Raw genomic sequence first — 17,012 nt, forward strand, 5'->3', positions numbered from 1 at the left:
CTTAAACCCCGCATTGTACCCGGCCGGCCACTGTCCATCGCCGTTCTGCATAGTTCGATTGACCAAAACGCAAACTTCGCTACACTCTGAATCTTGCTGCCGAATGGAGAACCCGATGCGCCTCACCCTTTTATTTGCCGCCGTCCTGGCTACCCTGCCGGCCCATGCCGACACCATCATCGACCGTGCCAATGGCTACACGCTGAACGCGGCCGGCCAGCTGCAGCGCTTTTCCTCGCTGGCGTTCGATGATCTGGGCCGCATCGTGGCGGTGGGCAGCGAGGCGCAGACGGCGGCGGCGCTGCCGCGCGCGGAGCACATCGACGTGCAAGGCAAGACCGTGCTGCCCGGCCTGATCGACGCCCACGGCCATGTGTTCGAGCTGGGTGAAATCGCCTCCGGCGTGGAGCTGTACAGCCCGACCTCGCTCAACGCGGCGGTGCGGGCGGTGGCGGATTTCGCCCGCAGCCATCCAAAAAAAGCCTGGATCGTGGGTTTTGGCTGGAATCAGGAGATCTGGAAGCTGGGCCGCTTCCCCACCGCCGCCGAGCTGGATGTGGCGGTCAGCGAGCGTCCGGTGCTGCTGCACCGGGTCGATGGCCACGCGATCTGGGTCAACACCAAGGCGCTGGAGATGGCGGGCATCGACCGCAATACGCGCGATCCATCGGGCGGCAAGATCGAGCGTGACGCCGCCGGCAAGCCGACCGGGGTGCTGGTGGATGCGGCCATGGAGCTGGTCAACAAGGTGGTGCCGCTGCCGACGCCGGCCGAGGCGCGCGCCACGCTGGATGTGGCGCTGGCGTCGCTGTCCAGGGTCGGCCTGACCAGCGTGCACGATGCCGGCATCAAGGCGGTGCAGGACGATATCTATCGCGATTACGCCGATCACGGCAAGCTGACCACCCGCGTCTACGCCATGATCGGCGATACCGCCGGCGACTTCGACGAGCTGTCCAAGGACGGTCCGCTCAAGTCCTACGCCAACGATGTCTATGCGCTGGCCGCCGTCAAGCTGTATGCCGACGGCGCGCTGGGCAGCCGTGGCGCGGCGCTGCTGGCGCCCTACAGCGATATGCCGTCCACCAAGGGGCTGCTGTTCTACCCGGACGCGGAAATGCGCGCCAAGATGAGCAAGGCGATGAAGGCCGGCTACCAGGTCAACATCCACGCCATCGGCGACGCCGGCAACCGCCAGATCCTGGATGCGTATGCGGCGCTGATCCCGCAGTATAAGAATGTGGAGCTGCGCCACCGCATCGAGCATGCGCAGGTGGTGGCGCTGGAGGATATTCCGCGCTTCAAGCAACTGGGCCTGATTCCATCGATGCAGCCAACCCACGCCACTTCGGACCAGAACATGGCCGAGCAGCGCGTCGGCCACGAGCGCATCAAGGGCGCGTATGCGTGGCGCAGCTTCCTCGACCAGGGTTCGAAGATTGCCTGCGGCTCGGACTTCCCGATCGAGTCGCCCAATCCATTCGAGGGCTTGCACGCGGCGGTCACGCGCCAAAACAATGCCAACGTGCCGGCCGGCGGCTGGTACAAAAATCAGGCGATGACGCTGACCGAAGCCTTCCGCTGCTTCACGCTGGACGCGGCCTATGCGGCGCATCAGGAAGAGGTGATCGGTTCGCTGGAGCGGGGCAAGTGGGCCGACTTCATTGTGGTTGACCGCGACATCTTCAAAATCGCGCCCGAGCAACTGGGCAAGACGCAGGTGCTGCAGACCTGGATGGGCGGCAAACGGGTCTACAGCCGCAAGTGAAAAAAAGGGAATCCATTGGATTCCCTTTTTTGCTTTTTACTGCTGGCGACGCCGGCGCAGCATGGCCAGGATGCCCAGCCCGCCGATCAGCATGGCGTAGGTTTCCGGTTCAGGTACCGGTGCCATCAACACATTGATGTCGCCGCCGTAGCTGCCGCCATTGCTGACGCCATGCACCGTCAGCGTCAGCGGCCCGGTCACCGACGATGGCAACAGGGTGGCGGTGTTGAAGGTCATTGGCCCCCATGGGGTGGCGTTGGTGATCAACGCGATGCCGTTCAGGTCCGCCGCGGTAAACGTGACGTTGCTCCAGCCCATGAAGCTGGTGTTGATCAGGGTGCCGTAGGCGGTGGAGTTGGCGGTCACCGGATTGGTGAACGTGAAAACATCGGTGAAGACACCCAGCATCGGCGTATTGCCGATCGAGGCGGTCCACAGATTCGCTGAAGTGTTGACTAGGGTGACGGGACCCGGACCCTGTGGCGCCGCTGCGGCGGCCAGGGAAGATGCAGCCATCAGGACGGCCAACGCCAATGCTTTTACGTGCAAGTTATTTTTCTTCATTTCAATCCCCCACTAATTAAAGAACAAAAAGACATCAACAGCGGATTCACGATATGAGCGTTGCGAGGTGCATGTCACTGAGAATATTTTGATGAAAGTCAGGTGGTGGATAGCAAAAACTAATGCAGGGGCAAAAACTTTATTTGTTGTTTGGTCGGATGATTTCGTATTGCAAGTATGTTGTTTGCTTACAAATTTTATTGACTGAATGATATTGAAAATTCGCATTGATTTGGCGCAATAAATAGAAATGGGTTGACTTGGTTGTATATACAACCTATGCTGTGCCGCATCCCCTTAACGCCGCAGGAGTTCCCCATGACCAGCCATTTAGACAGCGACCCACGTTACGACGCCAGCCGCGAGATCCGCGCGCCGCGCGGCCCTGAGCGCACTTGCAAGAGCTGGGGCGCGGAGGCGGCCTACCGCATGATTCAGAACAATCTGGACCGGGAAGTGGCGGAAAACCCCAAGCATCTGGTGGTGTACGGTGGCATCGGCCGCGCCGCCCGCAACTGGGCCTGCTACGATCAGATCCTGGCCTCGCTGCGCGAGCTGGAAGACAATCAGACCCTGCTGATCCAGTCCGGCAAGCCGGTCGGTGTGTTCCAGACCCACGAGGATGCGCCGCGTGTATTAATTGCCAACTCCAACCTGGTACCGAAATGGGCCAACTGGGAGCATTTCAATGAATTGGACCGCAAGGGCCTGTTCATGTACGGTCAGATGACGGCCGGTTCGTGGATCTACATCGGCACCCAGGGCATCGTGCAGGGCACGTTCGAGACCTTTGCCGAGGCCGGCCGCCAGCATTTCGGCGGTGACCTGAAAGGCCGCTGGGTGCTGACCGCCGGCTTGGGCGGCATGGGCGGCGCGCAGCCGCTGGCCGCCACCATGGCCGGCGCGGTGTCGCTGACCGTGGAGTGCCAGCAGAGCAGCATCGATTTCCGCCTGCGTACCCGTTATCTCGACAAGCAGGCCGCTTCCATCGACGAGGCGCTGGAGTTGATCAAGCAGCACAAGGCCAATGGCGACGCGATTTCGATCGGCCTGCTGGGCAATGCGGCCGACGTGCTGCCGGAGCTGGTGCGCCGTGCCCGCGCCGGCGGTCTGGTGCCGGATATGGTGACTGACCAGACTTCGGCGCATGACCTGATCAACGGTTATCTGCCGCAGGGTTGGACGGTTGAACAGTGGAAGGCGGCGCAGCAGGACGCGGCGCGCCATCCGGAGCTGAAGGCCGCCGCCACCGCCGCCTGCGCGGTGCACGTGCAGGCGATGCTGGACTTCCAGGCGCTGGGCGCCAAGGTGGTCGATTACGGTAACAACATCCGCCAGGTGGCGTTTGACCACGGCGTGAAGAATGCGTTTGATTTCCCTGGCTTTGTGCCGGCCTATATCCGCCCGCAGTTCTGCGAGGGCCGTGGCCCGTTCCGCTGGGTGGCGTTGTCCGGCGATCCGGAGGATATCTACAAGACCGACGCCAAGATCAAGGAGCTGTTCCCGCATCATGCGCAGGTGCACCGCTGGCTGGACATGGCGCGCGAGCGCATCGCGTTCCAGGGGCTGCCGGCGCGGATCTGCTGGCTGGGCCTGGGCGAGCGTCATATCGCCGGCCTGGCGTTCAATGAAATGGTGCGCAACGGTGAGCTGAAAGCGCCGATCGTGATTGGCCGCGACCATCTGGACACCGGTTCGGTGGCCAGCCCGAATCGCGAGACCGAGGCTATGCAGGATGGCACCGACGCGGTGTCCGACTGGCCGTTGCTGAACGCGCTGCTGAATACCGCTGGCGGCGCCACCTGGGTGTCGCTGCACCACGGAGGCGGCGTCGGCATGGGATACTCGCAGCATTCGGGCGTGGTGATCGTGGCCGATGGCACCGATGCCGCAGCCAAGCGACTGGCGCGGGTGCTGGTCAACGACAGCGGCTCGGGCGTGATGCGTCACGCCGACGCTGGCTACGAAACCGCCATCGACTGCGCCAAGCGCAATGGCCTCAACCTTCCAATGATTAAATGATGATGAACCTGACTCTCAAACCCGGCGCTTTGACGCTGACCGAACTGCGCAACGTCTGGAACGCGCGCAGCCCGCTGGCGCTGGCGGCGGAAGCCTATCCCGTGATCGAAGCCTCGGCCGCCGCCGTGCAGGCCATCGTCGCCAAGGGCGATGCCGCCTATGGCATCAACACCGGTTTCGGCCTGCTGGCCAAGACCCGCATCCCGGACGACAAGCTGGAACAGCTGCAGCGCAACCTGATCCTGTCGCACTCGGTGGGCACCGGTGAGCTGATGTCGGACGCGGTGTGCCGTCTGATCATGCTGATGAAGATCGGCAGCCTGGCGCGCGGCTACTCCGGCGTACGCCCGCTGATCATCAACACCCTGATCGCGCTGTACAACGCCGGCATCGTGCCGGCCATTCCAGCCAAGGGCTCGGTCGGCGCCTCGGGCGACCTGGCGCCGCTGTCGCACATGACGCTGGCCATGCTGGGCGTGGGCCAGGTGCGCGTCAACGGCCAACTGCAGGACGCCAGCGCCGCGCTGCAGGCGGCCGGCATCGCGCCGGTGGTGTTGGCGGCGAAAGAAGGCCTGGCGCTGATCAACGGCACTCAGGTCTCGACCGCGCTGGCGCTGCATGGCCTGTTCATGGCCGAGCGCCTGCTGGAGGCGGGCATGGTGTCCGGCGCGCTGTCGCTGGACGCGGCCAAGGGTTCGGACTCGCCGTTCGACGCCCGTGTGCACGAGGTGCGCGGCCAGCCCGGCCAGATCGCTGCGGCTTCGATTTACCGTCAACTGGTGGCCGATAGCGCGATCCGCGCTTCGCATCTGGTAGGCGACGAGCGGGTGCAAGACCCGTATTGCCTGCGCTGCCAACCGCAGGTGATGGGTGCCTGCTGGGACATCATCAACAACGCCGCGCGCACGCTGCTGATCGAAGCCAACGCGGTGACCGACAATCCGCTGCTGTTCAAGGATGGCGAGCTGTCGGTGGTGGTCTCGGGCGGTAACTTCCATGCCGAGCCGGTGGCGTTTGCGGCCGATACGCTGGCGCTGGCGATCGCGGAAATCGGCTCGATTTCGGAGCGCCGCATTTCGCTGCTGATTGACGCCACCTTGTCCGGCCTGCCGCCGTTCCTGGTGCGTGATCCGGGCCTGAACTCCGGCTTCATGATCGCCCACGTCACCGCCGCCGCGCTGGCGTCGGAAAACAAGTCGATCGCGCATCCGGGCAGCGTGGACACGATTCCTACCTCGGCCAATCAGGAAGACCATGTCAGCATGGCGACCTACGCGGCGCGCCGGCTGGAGGATATGGCGCAGAATACCGCCACCATCATCGGCATCGAGCTGCTGGCGGCGGCGCAGGGCATCGATTTCCATCGTCCGCTGACTACCTCGCCGCATCTGGAGCATGTGCATCAGCAGTTGCGCCAACTGGTGCCGGTGTACGAGGAAGACCGCTTCTTCGCGCCGGATATCGAGGCGGCCAAGGGCATGGTGCTGCGCGGTGATCTGAGCGCGCAGTGCAAGGAATTGTTTACGCCTTTGCATCCATAACGGAGGTCGGCATGGATTATCAGTTCAAGGCAGGCAGCATTCCGCTGCTGGTGTCCATGCCGCATGTGGGCACCGAGATTCCGGACGACGTGCTGGCGGCGATGACGCCGGCCGCCGTCGATAAGCAGGATACGGACTGGCATCTGGTGCGCCTGTATGATTTTCTGGGCGAGATGGGGGCGTCGGTGTTGTCGGCGCGCTGGTCGCGCTATGTGATCGATTTGAACCGGCCGCCGGAGAACACCAATCTGTATCCGGGGCAGGACACCACGGGCTTGTGCCCGGTCGATACTTTTCACCGCGAGCCGCTGTACCGCGATGGCCAGGCGCCGGATCAGGCGGAGGTGCAGCGCCGGCTGGCGGCGTACTGGCAGCCGTATCACCAGCAGCTGCGCGCGGAGCTGGATCGCTTGCTGGCGCTGCACGGCCGCGTGGCGCTGTGGGATGCGCATTCGATCGCGTCGGTGGTGCCGCGCTTCTTTGAGGGTAAGCTGCCGGATCTGAATTTCGGCACGGCGGATGGTCACAGCTGCGCGGCGGGCATGAGCGATGCGGTGGTGGCGCATGCGCGTGCGCAGCAGCAGTTCAGTATTGCGGTCAATGGCCGCTTCAAGGGTGGGCATATCACGCGTTTCTATGGGCAGCCAGAGAAGGGCGTGCATGCGATTCAGCTCGAGATGTGCCAGTCGACCTATATGGATGAAGATGCGCCGTATGGCTATCGCGCCGACCGCGCGGCGCAGGTACAGCCGCTGTTGCGCGACATGCTGCACACCGCTGCAAGCTGGGTGCGCGCATGAGTCGCCTGTTCGCGCGCCACGCGCTGCTGCCGGGTGGTTGGGCGGACGATGTGCTGATTGAATGGGATGCCGGCGGCAGCATCACGGCGGTGACGGCGGGCGCGCACGATGGAGGCGCTGCGGCCGGCGTCGAGCGCGTTGAGTACGCGTTGCCGGGCATGATCAACCTGCATTCGCATAGTTTCCAGCGGGCGCTGGGCGGACGCACTGAAAAGGCCGGCGACAGCAAGGACAGCTTCTGGACCTGGCGCGATCTGATGTACCGCTTCGCCCGCAACATCACGCCGGTGCATATCGAAGCGATCGCGGCGCAGCTGTTTGTCGAGTGTCTGCGCCATGGCTACACCTCGCTGTGCGAGTTCCATTACGTCCAGCGCGCGCCGGACGGCAGCATGTATCCGCGTCTGGCGGAAACGGCGGAACGTGTCATTGCTGCCGCACGGTTAAGCGGAATTGGCGTGACCATGCTGCCGGTGTTGTATAGTTATTCTGGTTTTGGCGAATTGCCCTTGAAACCGGAACAGCAGCGGTTCCGGACCGATGCCAGCGATGTGTTGCGGATTATCGAGGCGCTGGAGCCGCTGCGCGACGCGCAGACCGAAGTGGGCGTGGCGCCGCATTCGCTGCGCGCGGCCTCGGTGGCGCAGATAGAGGAAGTGCTGGCGATGCTGCCATCACAGCGTCCGGTGCACATTCATATCGCGGAGCAGCAGGCGGAAGTGCAGCAATCTCTGAACTGGAGCGGACGCCGCCCGGTGCAGTGGCTGCTGGAAAACGCGGCGGTGGACCAGCGTTGGTGCCTGGTGCATGCGACGCATCTGACGGACGACGAAGTTGGCGGCATCGCCCGCAGCGGCGCGGTGGCGGGATTGTGCCCGACCACCGAGGCCAATCTGGGCGACGGTCTGTTCCCGCTGGAGGCATTCGTGGCGCAGGGCGGCCGCTTCGGCATCGGCAGCGACAGTCATGTGTCGCAGAGCGCGGTGGAAGAGCTGCGCTGGCTGGAATACGGCCAGCGCCTGCAGCATCAGCGCCGCAACATCGCGGTGTCCGCGAGCGAGCGCCATGTCGGCGACTTCCTGTGGCAGGGTGCGCTGCAAGGCGGCGCGCAGGCGGCGGGACGGCCGGTGGGCGCTTTGGCGGCGGGCCGCCGCGCGGACATCGTGGTGCTGGATGACGCGCATCCGAATATGTTTGGGTTGGCGCTGGACGAGGTACTCGGCAGCCTGGTTTTCAGCGGCAACGACAATCTGGTCAGGGACGTGATGGTCGGTGGCCAGTGGGTAGTGCGCAATCAGCAGCACGTGGCGCAGCAGGCGATCGCTGCGCGATTCAAGCAGACCTTGGCCGAACTGAGGGAGTTCCGATGACCCAGCTAATCCAGTATGCAAGCCTGCATTCGGCGCCGTGGAAGAACGGCGGCGGCTGCACCACCGAAATCGCCATCGCGCCGACCGGCACCGGTCTCGATGATTTCGACTGGCGCATCAGCCTGGCCACCATTTCGCAGGACGGGCCGTTCTCGGTGTTCCCTGGCATCGAGCGCTCGCTGGCGCTGGTTGACGGCGACGGCGTGCTGCTGGACTTCGGCGACGAGCGCTTCGTGCTCAGCCCCAGCGAGCCGCTGATCGAATTCGATGGCGAGGACGCGGTGCACGCCACCGTCACCGGCCAGCACACCACCGATTTCAATGTGATGACGCGGCGCGGCCGTTGCCGTCACCGGCTGGAACCACGGCTGGTACAGGGCAGCGCCACCATCCAGCGTCGCGGCGGCACCACGCTGCTGTTCCTGGCCGAGGGCGAGGGGCTGACGCTGAGCAGCGCACGCGAACGCATCGCCATGGTGCGCTACGATACGGTGGTGATGACCGAGTCGGAACACGAGTGGACGCTGGAAGCGCCACAGGCCACGGTGCTGGTGGTCGATATCATCTATAACTAGGGTTGCCGTATGTGGGATGTGTTGTTCACGAACGTGCATCTGGCCACGATGGCCGATGCTGCGAATGGATCGTATGGCGAGGTGCGCGACGCCGCCATCGCGGTCAAGGATGGCCGCATCGCGTGGCTGGGACCTCAGGCCGAGATACCGGCCGGCGCGCAGGCGGTGACGGTGCACGACGGCGGCGGCAGCTGGCTGACGCCGGGGCTGATCGACTGCCATACCCACATCGTCCACGCCGGCAATCGCAGCGATGAATTCGAGGCGCGTTTGAATGGCGCCAGCTACGAGGACATCGCCCGCGCCGGCGGCGGCATCATGTCCACCGTGCGCGCCACCCGCGCGGCGTCCGAGGATGAACTGCTGAAGCAAAGCTTGCCGCGCGTACGCAGTCTGCTGGCGGAAGGCGTGACCACGCTGGAGATCAAGTCCGGCTACGGCCTGACGTTGGACGCGGAGGCCAATATGCTGCGCGTGGCGCGCCGCATCGGCCGCGAACTGCCGGTGCGCGTAGCCACCACCTTCCTGGGCGCGCACGCGCTGCCGCCGGAGTTTGCCGGCCGCGCCGATGACTACATCGATGAGGTCTGCCGCATGATCGCGCCGCTGGCGGCCGAAGGGCTGGTCGACGCGGTCGACGCTTTCTGTGAGCGCATCGGCTTTTCGTATGAGCAGACCGAACGCGTGTTCCAGGCCGCGCGGGCGGCCGGGTTGCCGGTCAAGCTGCACGCGGAGCAGTTGTCGGACCAGCGCGGCGCCGAGCTGACGGCGCGTTACGGCGGCTTGTCGGCCGACCATCTGGAGCATCTGAGCGAGACCGGCATCGCCGCCATGGCAACTGCCGGCACGGTGGCGGTGCTGCTGCCGGGCGCTTACTACTTCCTGCGTGATACCACGCCACCACCGGTGGCGGCACTGCGCGTGGCTGGCGTGCCAATGGCGGTGTCCACCGACTGCAATCCCGGCACCTCGCCTATGACCTCGCTGCTGCTGGCGATGAACATGGCTTGCACGCTGTGGCGATTGACGCCGCAGGAAGCGCTGGCTGGCTGCACGCTGAACGCGGCGCGTGCGCTCGGTTTGCAGCAGCAGATCGGCAGCCTGGAAGTGGGCAAGCGCGCCGATTTCGCGCTGTGGCGCATCGCGCGGCCGGCCGACCTGTCGTATGCCATCGGCCTTAATCCTTGTCGTGGTGTCGCCAACGCAGGCATTTTGCGCTCTGCGGCCATGTAAAAATCCGTTCGCTTCCTTATGCTTTCGGTTACATTATCCGAATGTTATCCAGGGAAGCATCCATGTTCGCATTAAAGACCTTGCGCGCCGCCGTGCTGGCGGCGCTGAGTGTACCGGCATTGGCGCAGGAGCCAGTGCCAACGCCGCCGGTGCCGGTACCGCATTCGCCGGAAGTGCCGGTGGTGGCCACCACGCCGCTGCAAACCGCCACCACGCCAACGCCGACGCTAGTACTGCCCACTGCCGCGCCACGGCCGTTTGCGGACATCATCCGTGGCGCGGCCCACGTGCCGGGTTTCCTGGGGCTGTACCAGAAGGAGGAAAAGGTCTGGATCGAGCTGCGCCCGGAGCAGTTCGACCAGCCTTACTTCATGTCGGTGAACATGCCGAACGGGATAGGCGAACGTGGCATCTACGGCAGCCAGATGGGATTGACGCAGGTGGTGGTGTTCCACCGCATCGGCAATCTGGTGCAGATGATCGCCAAGAATACCGATTACAGCGCGCGCGGCGGCACGCCGCAGGCGCTGGCGGTGCAGCAGGCGTTTTCGGACAGCCTGCTGGCGGTGGCGCCGGTGGTCAGCGCGCCGCATCCGCAATCGAAGGCGATCCTGGTGGAGGCCAACGCGCTGCTGCTGGGCGATATTCCGTCGATGACGACGCGGCTGGAAACCGCCTTCCGCATGCCGTATGCGATGGACGCGCGCAACAGCAGCTTCCTGACGGTGCGTTCGGACGACAGCATGACCGGCTTCCAGGTCAACGCGCATTTCTTCGTGCCGCGCATCGCGGCGCGGCCGGCGGTGGTGTCGCCGGTGCCGGGTGCGGTGGCCACGCCGCCATTCACGCTGCCGGACCCGCGCAGCATGTTCCTCGGCTTTTACTACAGCTTTATGCCGCTGCCTGCGCAGGCCATGCACGGCCGTCGCGCGGATGACCGCATCGGTCATTTCGTCAGCACCAGTCAGGATTTCTCGGACGACGTGACGCCGACCACGGCGGTGCATCTGGTGCAGCGCTGGCGGCTGGAGAAGCAGGACCCGGCAGCGCCGCTGTCGGCGCCCAAGCAACCCATCGTCTACTGGATCGATGCCAATGTGCCGGAGAAGTACCGCGAGTCGGTGCGGCAGGGCATTCTGGCGTGGAACGCGGCGTTTGAGCGTATCGGCTTCAAGGATGCCATTGTGGTCAAGCAGCAGACCGACAAGGATCGTTTCGATACGATGGATGCGCGGCATGCGTCGGTGCGCTGGTTTATCGGCAGCGATGTCGGCTTTGCCATCGGTCCGCGCCAGATCGATCCGCGCAGCGGCGAGATTCTGGATGCGGACATCGGCATGTCGGACGTGTTCGCACGCGGTGCGCGCCGCATGATCGGCGAGGATTCGATAACGTTGTCGCCGCCGCAGCCGGAAGAGGCGCGCTGTGATTACATGCAGGAGTCGGTAACCGAGATGGGCTTCGCGATGGATGTGCTGGAGGCGCGCGGCATGCTGGACATGGCCGGTCCGGAAGCGGACGCGCTGGCGCAGTCGTATGTGAAGTCGGTCATCATGCACGAGGTGGGGCACACGCTGGGCCTGCGCCACAACTTCCGCGCCTCGACCGTCTACACGCTGAAGCAGTTGCAGGATCCGGCCTTCACCAAGGAGCACAGCCTGACCGGATCGGTGATGGATTACACGCCGTTCAACCTGTCGTTGAAGGGCGAGCAGCAGGGCGAGTATGTGGCGTCCTCGCTGGGGCCATACGATTACTGGGCAATCGAGTATGCCTACAAGACTATCGAGCCAGCGCAGGAGCAGGAGGAGCTGGCCAGGATCGCATCGCGTTCCAGCGAGCCGCAATTGGCCTTCGGCACCGATCAGGATGCGAGCGGGTTCAATATGGACCCGGACGTCAACGTGTATGACCTGGGCAGCGATCCGCTGGCGTACTTCCAGCGCCGGCTGACAATTTCGCGCGAGCTGTGGGACCGGGTGCAGCGCCGCACGCTGAAGCCGGGCGAAAGCTATGAGGTGCTGCGCCGCAGTTTCGATTATGGCTTTGCGCAGTTTGCGCGCACGTTGCCGGTGGTGGTCAAGTATGTGGGTGGCGTGACCTATCTGCGCGATCACGCCGGCACCGGGCGCGCTACCTTTACGCCGGTGGCATTGCCGCGTCAGCGCGAGGCGTTGCGCATGCTGACGGACAGCTTGTTCAAGGCCGACAGCTTCCAGTTTTCGCCGGAGACCATCAGCCGTCTGGCTGCGGATAATTTTACGTCGCGTCCACGGCAGGATGTGTCGGTGGGTGGCCGCGTGCTGTCGCTTCAGGCGACGGCGCTGGATCAGCTGATGTCGGACAGCGTGGCGATACGCTTGCTGGATTCGCAGGAGAAGGTGGAGAACCACAAGCAGGTGCTGAGTCTCGCGGAGCTGTATGGATCGCTGCAGAACGCGGTGTGGAGCGAGCTTAAATCCGGCAAGGATATCGGCGCCATGCGGCGCAATCTGCAGCGCGAGCATTTGAAGCGGCTGGTGGCGTCGCTGTTGCGGGTGTCGGCGGGAACGCCGGCCGATGTGCGCAGCCTTCAGCGCGAGAATGCTTTGCGTCTGCAACGCGAGCTGCACACGGCGATGACGCGCGCCATCAGCGTCGAGGCCAAGGCGCATCTGTCGGAGAGCTATGAGACGCTGGGGCAGGCGCTGAAGGCATCCATGCTGCGCGCGGGGGCTTGAGGTGGCGGTGTGTCGACGATGGGCGAGCGCGCTTTGCCTGCTTCTGCTGTGCGCCAGCGCGTCCGCCCGCGCGGCCGGCGATACCTTGCACATCGGCTCCAAGCGCTTCACCGAGTCGTACATTCTGGGCGAGGTGCTGGCGCAAACGGCGGCGCCGTATGCGAAGGTCGAACATTTGCAGGGGCTGGGCAATACGGCGATTGTGCTGGCGGCCTTGCAGGCCGGGCGTATCGATGTGTATCCGGAGTATGTGGGCACCATCGATGCAGAGATTCTGAAGCATCCGCAGCCATCGTCACCGCAGCAGATGCGCGCCGAGCTGGCGGCGATGGGATTGGGTATGGCGGTGCCGCTGGGTTTCAACAATACCTATGCGCTGGCGGTACGCGGCGAGGCAGGTGCGCCGCTGAAGTTGAGCGAGCTGGCGGCGCGTGGCGGCTTGCGTTTCGGGCTGTCGCATGAGTTTATCGGACGCGCGGATGGCTGGCCGGGACTGGCGGTGCGCTATGGTCTGACGCAGCGCCCGCAGGGGCTTGATCATGGCATTGCGTACGAGGCGTTGCAGCAGCGGCAGGTCGATGTGATCGATATTTATTCGACCGACGCCAAGATCCACCAGTATCGCCTGCGTGTGCTGGAGGATGACCGCGCGTTCTTCCCGCGCTATGACGCGGTGCTGTTGTACCGGCTCGACGCGGCGCAGCGCTTTGCGGCCGCGTGGCAGGCGATCGGCAAGCTGGAAGGGCGCATCAGCGCGACGGACATGATCGCAATGAACGCGGCGGCGGAGATCGATGGCCAGCCGTTCGCGCGTGTGGCACATGACTGGCTGGCGCGGCACGCATCGGCATCCGCCGCGCCGCGTGCCGGCGATGCGGTCCCGCTGCCATCCGGCGCACGCGGCGGCCTGCTGTCCAAGCTGCTGGCCGACGACCTGTGGCGGCTGACGCGTCAGCATTTGACACTGGTGGCATTCGCTGTGGCGCTGGCCTGCGTGGCCGGCATCCCGCTGGGCGTGTTGGCGGCGTTCAGACCGCGTTTGCGGCAATCGGTGCTGGCCTTGACCGGCGTGCTGCAAACCGTGCCCTCGCTGGCGCTACTGGCCTTGCTGATCCCCTTGCTGGGCGCGATCGGCACCGCCCCCGCGCTGGTGGCGTTGGTGGTGTACGCGCTGCTGCCCATCGTCCGCAACACCTGCACCGGCCTGCTGCAAGTGCCACCAGGCTTGCAACTGGCGGCGCAGGCGCTGGGCCTGCGGCCGATGCAAAAACTGCTACACGTTGATTTGCCGCTGGCGTTGCCGGTCATCCTGGCTGGCGTAAAAACCGCCGCAGTGATGAGTGTCGGTACGGCAACGATCGCTGCCTTCATCGGCGCCGGCGGTTATGGCGAGCGCATCACCATCGGCCTGGCGCTGAACGATAACGATATGTTACTGGCCGGCGCCATCCCCGCCGCCCTGTTGGCCCTGCTAACACAAGGCATTTTTGAGTTGCTAGAACGAAAGCTGACTAACAGACATCGGCTTTATGTAAAGCCGATCTAATTCGGGTTAAAGCGACCGCAAGTCTGTTTAAGGCGCCGTAATGATTTGTAATGGGTACTGCCGGCGTCGCTAGCAATCGATATAGTGAATCCGTTGATTCAATCTCCCTCCCATTGACAACGGGTTCTCCCACTTGGCGTTGGTCCGCCAAGTGGGTTTTTTTTTATCCCTGCGCGGAAAGTTGCGTCAGTGCATCGCCTGTCACACGGCAGATGCGCCAGTCCGGCATCACCGTCGCGCCCATGCCTTCGTAGAACTTGATGGCATTCGCATTCCAGTCCAGCACCGACCATTCGAAGCGGCCGCAATCGCGTTCCAGCGCCAGTTGCGCCAGCGCGACCAGCATCTGCTTGCCGTAGCCCTTGCCGCGATGCGCCTGCTGCACATACAGGTCTTCCAGGTACAAGCCCTTCTTGCAGAGGAAGGTGGAAAAATTATGGAAGAACAGCGCGAAGGTCACCACCTCGCCGCCGGTTTCGCCCACCAGCGCTTCGCACACCGGCTTGTCGCAGAACAGGCTGTCGTGCAGCGCGGCCTCGTTGGCCACCACCATGTGCTCCAGTTTTTCAAACACGGCCAGTTCGAAGATCATGCCGAAGATGGCGGGAATGTCGGCCGGCGTGGCCGGGCGGATGGTCAGTTCGGAAGTAAGCATCAGGTTTTGGCAGTAGTGGAAGAATTCGGTTTCAGCGCCCAGGCCACGCTGGACAGGCACACCACCATGCCGGCCCATTCAATGGGGCCGGGACGGTAGTGTTCAAGCTGGATCGATAGCAGCACGGAGATCACCGGCGTCACCACGCCGATGTACACCGCCTTGTCGGAGCCGATGCGGTGGATCAGCGTGAAGTAGGCGGCAAACGCGATCACCGAGCCCAACAGCGACAGATAGAGCAGGCCGCCCACGTAGCTGAGCTTGCTCGGCAGACTGAAGTGCTGGCCGCTGGCGAGCACGTACAGCGCCACCAGCAGGCTGCCCCACAGCATCGACCAGGCCATGGTCAGCAACACATTGTCCGATTGCTCGCGCACCTTGCCCACCATGAGGTTGCCGACGGTGCTGGCGATGGTCGCACACAGCGCTAGCACCAGGCCCAGCAGGAAGTGGCCATTGCCACCGTTCAAAATATCATTCCAGGCGCCATGGATGGACTGGTAGAACAGCAAGGTCACACCACCGATGGCGACGCCGCCGGCAGCCCAGGTGCGCAGGCTTACCGGCGTGCCGAAGGCGAGCCGGTTCAGCAGCGGGCTCCAGAACACCATCAGCGCGAACAGCACCGCCACCAGGCCGGACACCAGGTATTGTTCCGAGCTATAGGTGCAGATGTAGCTGATGGCAAAGGTGGCGGCGCCTTGCGGCAGCAGCCAGCGCTGGGCGCGCCAAGGCAGCCGCAAACGATCGCCGCGCAGCGCGCACCAGCCGAACAGCACGGCGGACGCCAGCGCAAAGCGGTACACCACGGACACGGCGGGCGCCACTTCACCTAGTTGAAGAGTAATCGCGAAGAAGGTTGAGCCCCAGATCAGGCAGGCGATAACGAAGAGCAATGGAGAAGACATCAGGCCAGTATAGCGGGCCGGGCCGCATCTTGCCTAGCGGATAGCATTTGGTGGCGGCGCAACGGTTAGGTGGCTAAGTTGTTTCAGACTTGTAAATTCAACGGTTTTCGCGGCAAACCCAAGTATAGTGAATTTAATCGTCATCGTTTACCGGGAGCGCGTCATGAACACCGGGCTGCAACTCAAGGTTGTCACGCTGCTGGGCTATGTAGCCCTGAGCAGCGCTTTGATCCTGATGCTGGCCGATGATGACATGCAGACCGCAGCCAAGGTGCTGTTCGCCTACATCTGGTTCCGCTGATTAATACGCGAGCTTGAAGCGACGATACAGGAAGCTCAGCACGAACAACGGTCCGATCAGCAGGAAGCGCAGGTCGTCGAAGAAAGACGGCTTCTTGCCCTCGATTTTGTGACCGATAAACTGGCCGATCCAGGCCAGCACAAATACCGTAATCGACAACGGCAGTACCGTGGCTGGCGGCAGCGTCACCAGGATGGCCAGCATGACTGCGGCCATCACGGCCATGCCTACCGCAAAGCGCGGTGACAGGCGCAGATAGTACAGCATGGCGGCGGCGGTGAACGTCAGCGCCACCGCCGGATGCAGCGCCCACAGCAGGCCAAGCAGCGTGAACATGATGACCGGCACGCAGACAAAGTGGATCAGCTCGTTGGTAGGATGAACGTGGCTTTCGCTGTACTGGGCCAGCAGTGTATCGATGGTGCGGGGTTGCGGCATCATGGTCTCCTGGGATTGTTGTTTGGCGTTGATTCTACACCTGTGGAGTAGCCTGTCCAGCATCCGCTACAATGGGCCATGGCTTCCACTTCCACCGCTCTGACCGGCCTGGCGCCGGTGCTAGACCAGCACACTCGCATCCTGATACTTGGCAGCTTTCCCGGCGCGGCATCGCTGGCGTCGCAGCAGTATTACGCCCATCCGCGCAATTTGTTGTGGCCGATTTTGTCGGCGCTGACCGGCGAACCGCTGGCCGAGTTGCCGTATGCCGAGCGCTTGCCACGTCTGCTGGCGCATGGTTTTGGTCTATGGGATGTGCTGGGCGCCTGTGAACGCGAAGGCAGTCTCGACTCCGCCATCCGCAAACCCGCCGCCAATGACTTCGCCCGCTTGCGCGAGCTGTGCCCGCAGTTGCACACAGTGGGCTTCAACGGCCAAACCTCCGGCAAGTTCGCCCCTCAGTTCGCGGCGCAGGGCTACCGCACGCTGGTGTTGCCGTCGACTTCCCCCGCACATGCCTCGCTTACATTGGTGCAAAAACTGGAGTGTTGGAAACTGCTGCTTTAGTTTC

At 63.7% G+C, this 17,012-nt stretch carries 15 protein-coding genes; 11 read left to right on the forward strand and 4 right to left on the reverse strand.

Features of this window, described 5'->3' with window-relative positions; genetic code table 11:
• Nucleotides 1–115: 115 nt before the first annotated feature.
• Nucleotides 116–1,768 carry an amidohydrolase gene (locus GJ699_RS21350; protein ID WP_229262209.1) on the forward strand — a complete coding sequence of 551 codons (1,653 nt, stop codon included), beginning with the start codon at nucleotides 116–118 and terminating at the stop codon, nucleotides 1,766–1,768.
• A gap of 36 nt (nucleotides 1,769–1,804) precedes the next feature.
• Here GJ699_RS21350 and GJ699_RS21355 read toward each other — a convergent pair whose 3' ends face one another.
• Complete coding sequence (locus tag GJ699_RS21355) at nucleotides 1,805–2,332, reverse strand: FxDxF family PEP-CTERM protein (protein WP_267877730.1); 528 nt, start codon at nucleotides 2,330–2,332, stop codon at nucleotides 1,805–1,807.
• A gap of 318 nt (nucleotides 2,333–2,650) precedes the next feature.
• Between GJ699_RS21355 and hutU the strand changes: the two genes are divergently transcribed.
• From hutU to GJ699_RS21395, 8 genes are all read left to right on the forward strand, one after another.
• Complete coding sequence (gene hutU, locus GJ699_RS21360) at nucleotides 2,651–4,354, forward strand: urocanate hydratase (RefSeq protein ID WP_154380034.1); 1,704 nt, start codon at nucleotides 2,651–2,653, stop codon at nucleotides 4,352–4,354.
• Nucleotides 4,351–5,895 (forward strand): histidine ammonia-lyase, encoded by a 1,545-nt coding sequence (gene hutH, locus GJ699_RS21365; protein WP_154380036.1) that lies wholly within the window; start codon nucleotides 4,351–4,353, stop codon nucleotides 5,893–5,895. Before hutU ends, hutH begins: the two co-directional genes overlap by 4 nt.
• Nucleotides 5,896–5,906: 11 nt before the next feature.
• A complete protein-coding gene (gene hutG / locus GJ699_RS21370) occupies nucleotides 5,907–6,695 on the forward strand; it encodes an N-formylglutamate deformylase (RefSeq protein WP_154380038.1) in 789 nt (262 codons plus the stop codon).
• Nucleotides 6,692–8,065, forward strand: a complete 1,374-nt coding sequence (locus GJ699_RS21375; RefSeq protein WP_154380040.1) for a formimidoylglutamate deiminase — start codon at nucleotides 6,692–6,694, stop codon at nucleotides 8,063–8,065. The genes hutG and GJ699_RS21375 overlap by 4 nt, the downstream gene beginning before the upstream one ends.
• Nucleotides 8,062–8,640, forward strand: a complete 579-nt coding sequence (locus GJ699_RS21380) for a HutD/Ves family protein (protein WP_154380042.1) — start codon at nucleotides 8,062–8,064, stop codon at nucleotides 8,638–8,640. Before GJ699_RS21375 ends, GJ699_RS21380 begins: the two co-directional genes overlap by 4 nt.
• A 9-nt stretch (nucleotides 8,641–8,649) precedes the next feature.
• The gene (hutI, locus tag GJ699_RS21385; protein WP_154380044.1) at nucleotides 8,650–9,873 is read left to right on the forward strand and encodes an imidazolonepropionase; all 1,224 of its coding nucleotides are present in this window, start codon (nucleotides 8,650–8,652) and stop codon (nucleotides 9,871–9,873) included.
• 62 nt (nucleotides 9,874–9,935) lie between these two features.
• A complete protein-coding gene (locus GJ699_RS21390) occupies nucleotides 9,936–12,593 on the forward strand; it encodes a zinc-dependent metalloprotease (RefSeq protein WP_154380046.1) in 2,658 nt (885 codons plus the stop codon).
• 85 nt (nucleotides 12,594–12,678) lie between these two features.
• The gene (locus GJ699_RS21395) at nucleotides 12,679–14,139 is read left to right on the forward strand and encodes a glycine betaine ABC transporter substrate-binding protein (RefSeq protein WP_371867617.1); all 1,461 of its coding nucleotides are present in this window, start codon (nucleotides 12,679–12,681) and stop codon (nucleotides 14,137–14,139) included.
• Between the two features lie 163 nt (nucleotides 14,140–14,302).
• On the opposite strand, the gene GJ699_RS21400 is transcribed toward GJ699_RS21395, so the two are convergent.
• Both GJ699_RS21400 and GJ699_RS21405 read right to left on the reverse strand, forming a co-directional pair.
• Entirely contained in the window at nucleotides 14,303–14,794 is a 492-nt protein-coding gene (locus GJ699_RS21400; protein WP_154380048.1) for a GNAT family N-acetyltransferase, read from the reverse strand.
• Nucleotides 14,794–15,702 carry a DMT family transporter gene (locus tag GJ699_RS21405; RefSeq protein ID WP_154380050.1) on the reverse strand — a complete coding sequence of 303 codons (909 nt, stop codon included), beginning with the start codon at nucleotides 15,700–15,702 and terminating at the stop codon, nucleotides 14,794–14,796. Before GJ699_RS21405 ends, GJ699_RS21400 begins: the two co-directional genes overlap by 1 nt.
• Before the next feature lie 163 nt (nucleotides 15,703–15,865).
• On the opposite strand from GJ699_RS21405, the gene GJ699_RS34215 reads away from it, so the two are divergent.
• A complete protein-coding gene (locus GJ699_RS34215; RefSeq protein ID WP_195763615.1) occupies nucleotides 15,866–16,003 on the forward strand; it encodes a hypothetical protein in 138 nt (45 codons plus the stop codon).
• Here GJ699_RS34215 and GJ699_RS21410 read toward each other — a convergent pair whose 3' ends face one another.
• Nucleotides 16,004–16,441 carry an Mpo1 family 2-hydroxy fatty acid dioxygenase gene (locus tag GJ699_RS21410; RefSeq protein WP_154380126.1) on the reverse strand — a complete coding sequence of 146 codons (438 nt, stop codon included), beginning with the start codon at nucleotides 16,439–16,441 and terminating at the stop codon, nucleotides 16,004–16,006.
• Between the two features lie 78 nt (nucleotides 16,442–16,519).
• On the opposite strand from GJ699_RS21410, the gene GJ699_RS21415 reads away from it, so the two are divergent.
• On the forward strand, nucleotides 16,520–17,008 hold the full coding sequence (locus GJ699_RS21415) for a DNA-deoxyinosine glycosylase (protein WP_154380052.1): 489 nt from the start codon (nucleotides 16,520–16,522) through the stop codon (nucleotides 17,006–17,008).
• Nucleotides 17,009–17,012: the final 4 nt, after the last annotated feature.

Origin of the sequence: Duganella guangzhouensis (assembly GCF_009674535.1) — a bacterium.
Taxonomy (GTDB): Bacteria; Pseudomonadota; Gammaproteobacteria; order Burkholderiales; family Burkholderiaceae_D; genus Rugamonas; species Rugamonas guangzhouensis.

Excerpts from the sequence above, each read along its gene's own strand:
- GJ699_RS21350 (WP_229262209.1), top strand. The coding sequence starts at position 116 with ATGCGCCTCACCCTTTTATTTGCCGCCGTCCTGGCTACCCTGCCGGCC.
- GJ699_RS21355 (WP_267877730.1), bottom strand. The coding sequence starts at position 2,332 with ATGAAGAAAAATAACTTGCACGTAAAAGCATTGGCGTTGGCCGTCCTG.
- hutU (WP_154380034.1), top strand. The coding sequence starts at position 2,651 with ATGACCAGCCATTTAGACAGCGACCCACGTTACGACGCCAGCCGCGAG.
- hutH (WP_154380036.1), top strand. The coding sequence starts at position 4,351 with ATGATGATGAACCTGACTCTCAAACCCGGCGCTTTGACGCTGACCGAA.
- hutG (WP_154380038.1), top strand. The coding sequence starts at position 5,907 with ATGGATTATCAGTTCAAGGCAGGCAGCATTCCGCTGCTGGTGTCCATG.
- GJ699_RS21375 (WP_154380040.1), top strand. The coding sequence starts at position 6,692 with ATGAGTCGCCTGTTCGCGCGCCACGCGCTGCTGCCGGGTGGTTGGGCG.
- GJ699_RS21380 (WP_154380042.1), top strand. The coding sequence starts at position 8,062 with ATGACCCAGCTAATCCAGTATGCAAGCCTGCATTCGGCGCCGTGGAAG.
- hutI (WP_154380044.1), top strand. The coding sequence starts at position 8,650 with ATGTGGGATGTGTTGTTCACGAACGTGCATCTGGCCACGATGGCCGAT.
- GJ699_RS21390 (WP_154380046.1), top strand. The coding sequence starts at position 9,936 with ATGTTCGCATTAAAGACCTTGCGCGCCGCCGTGCTGGCGGCGCTGAGT.
- GJ699_RS21400 (WP_154380048.1), bottom strand. The coding sequence starts at position 14,794 with ATGCTTACTTCCGAACTGACCATCCGCCCGGCCACGCCGGCCGACATT.
- GJ699_RS21405 (WP_154380050.1), bottom strand. The coding sequence starts at position 15,702 with ATGTCTTCTCCATTGCTCTTCGTTATCGCCTGCCTGATCTGGGGCTCA.
- GJ699_RS34215 (WP_195763615.1), top strand. The coding sequence starts at position 15,866 with ATGAACACCGGGCTGCAACTCAAGGTTGTCACGCTGCTGGGCTATGTA.
- GJ699_RS21410 (WP_154380126.1), bottom strand. The coding sequence starts at position 16,441 with ATGCCGCAACCCCGCACCATCGATACACTGCTGGCCCAGTACAGCGAA.
- GJ699_RS21415 (WP_154380052.1), top strand. The coding sequence starts at position 16,520 with ATGGCTTCCACTTCCACCGCTCTGACCGGCCTGGCGCCGGTGCTAGAC.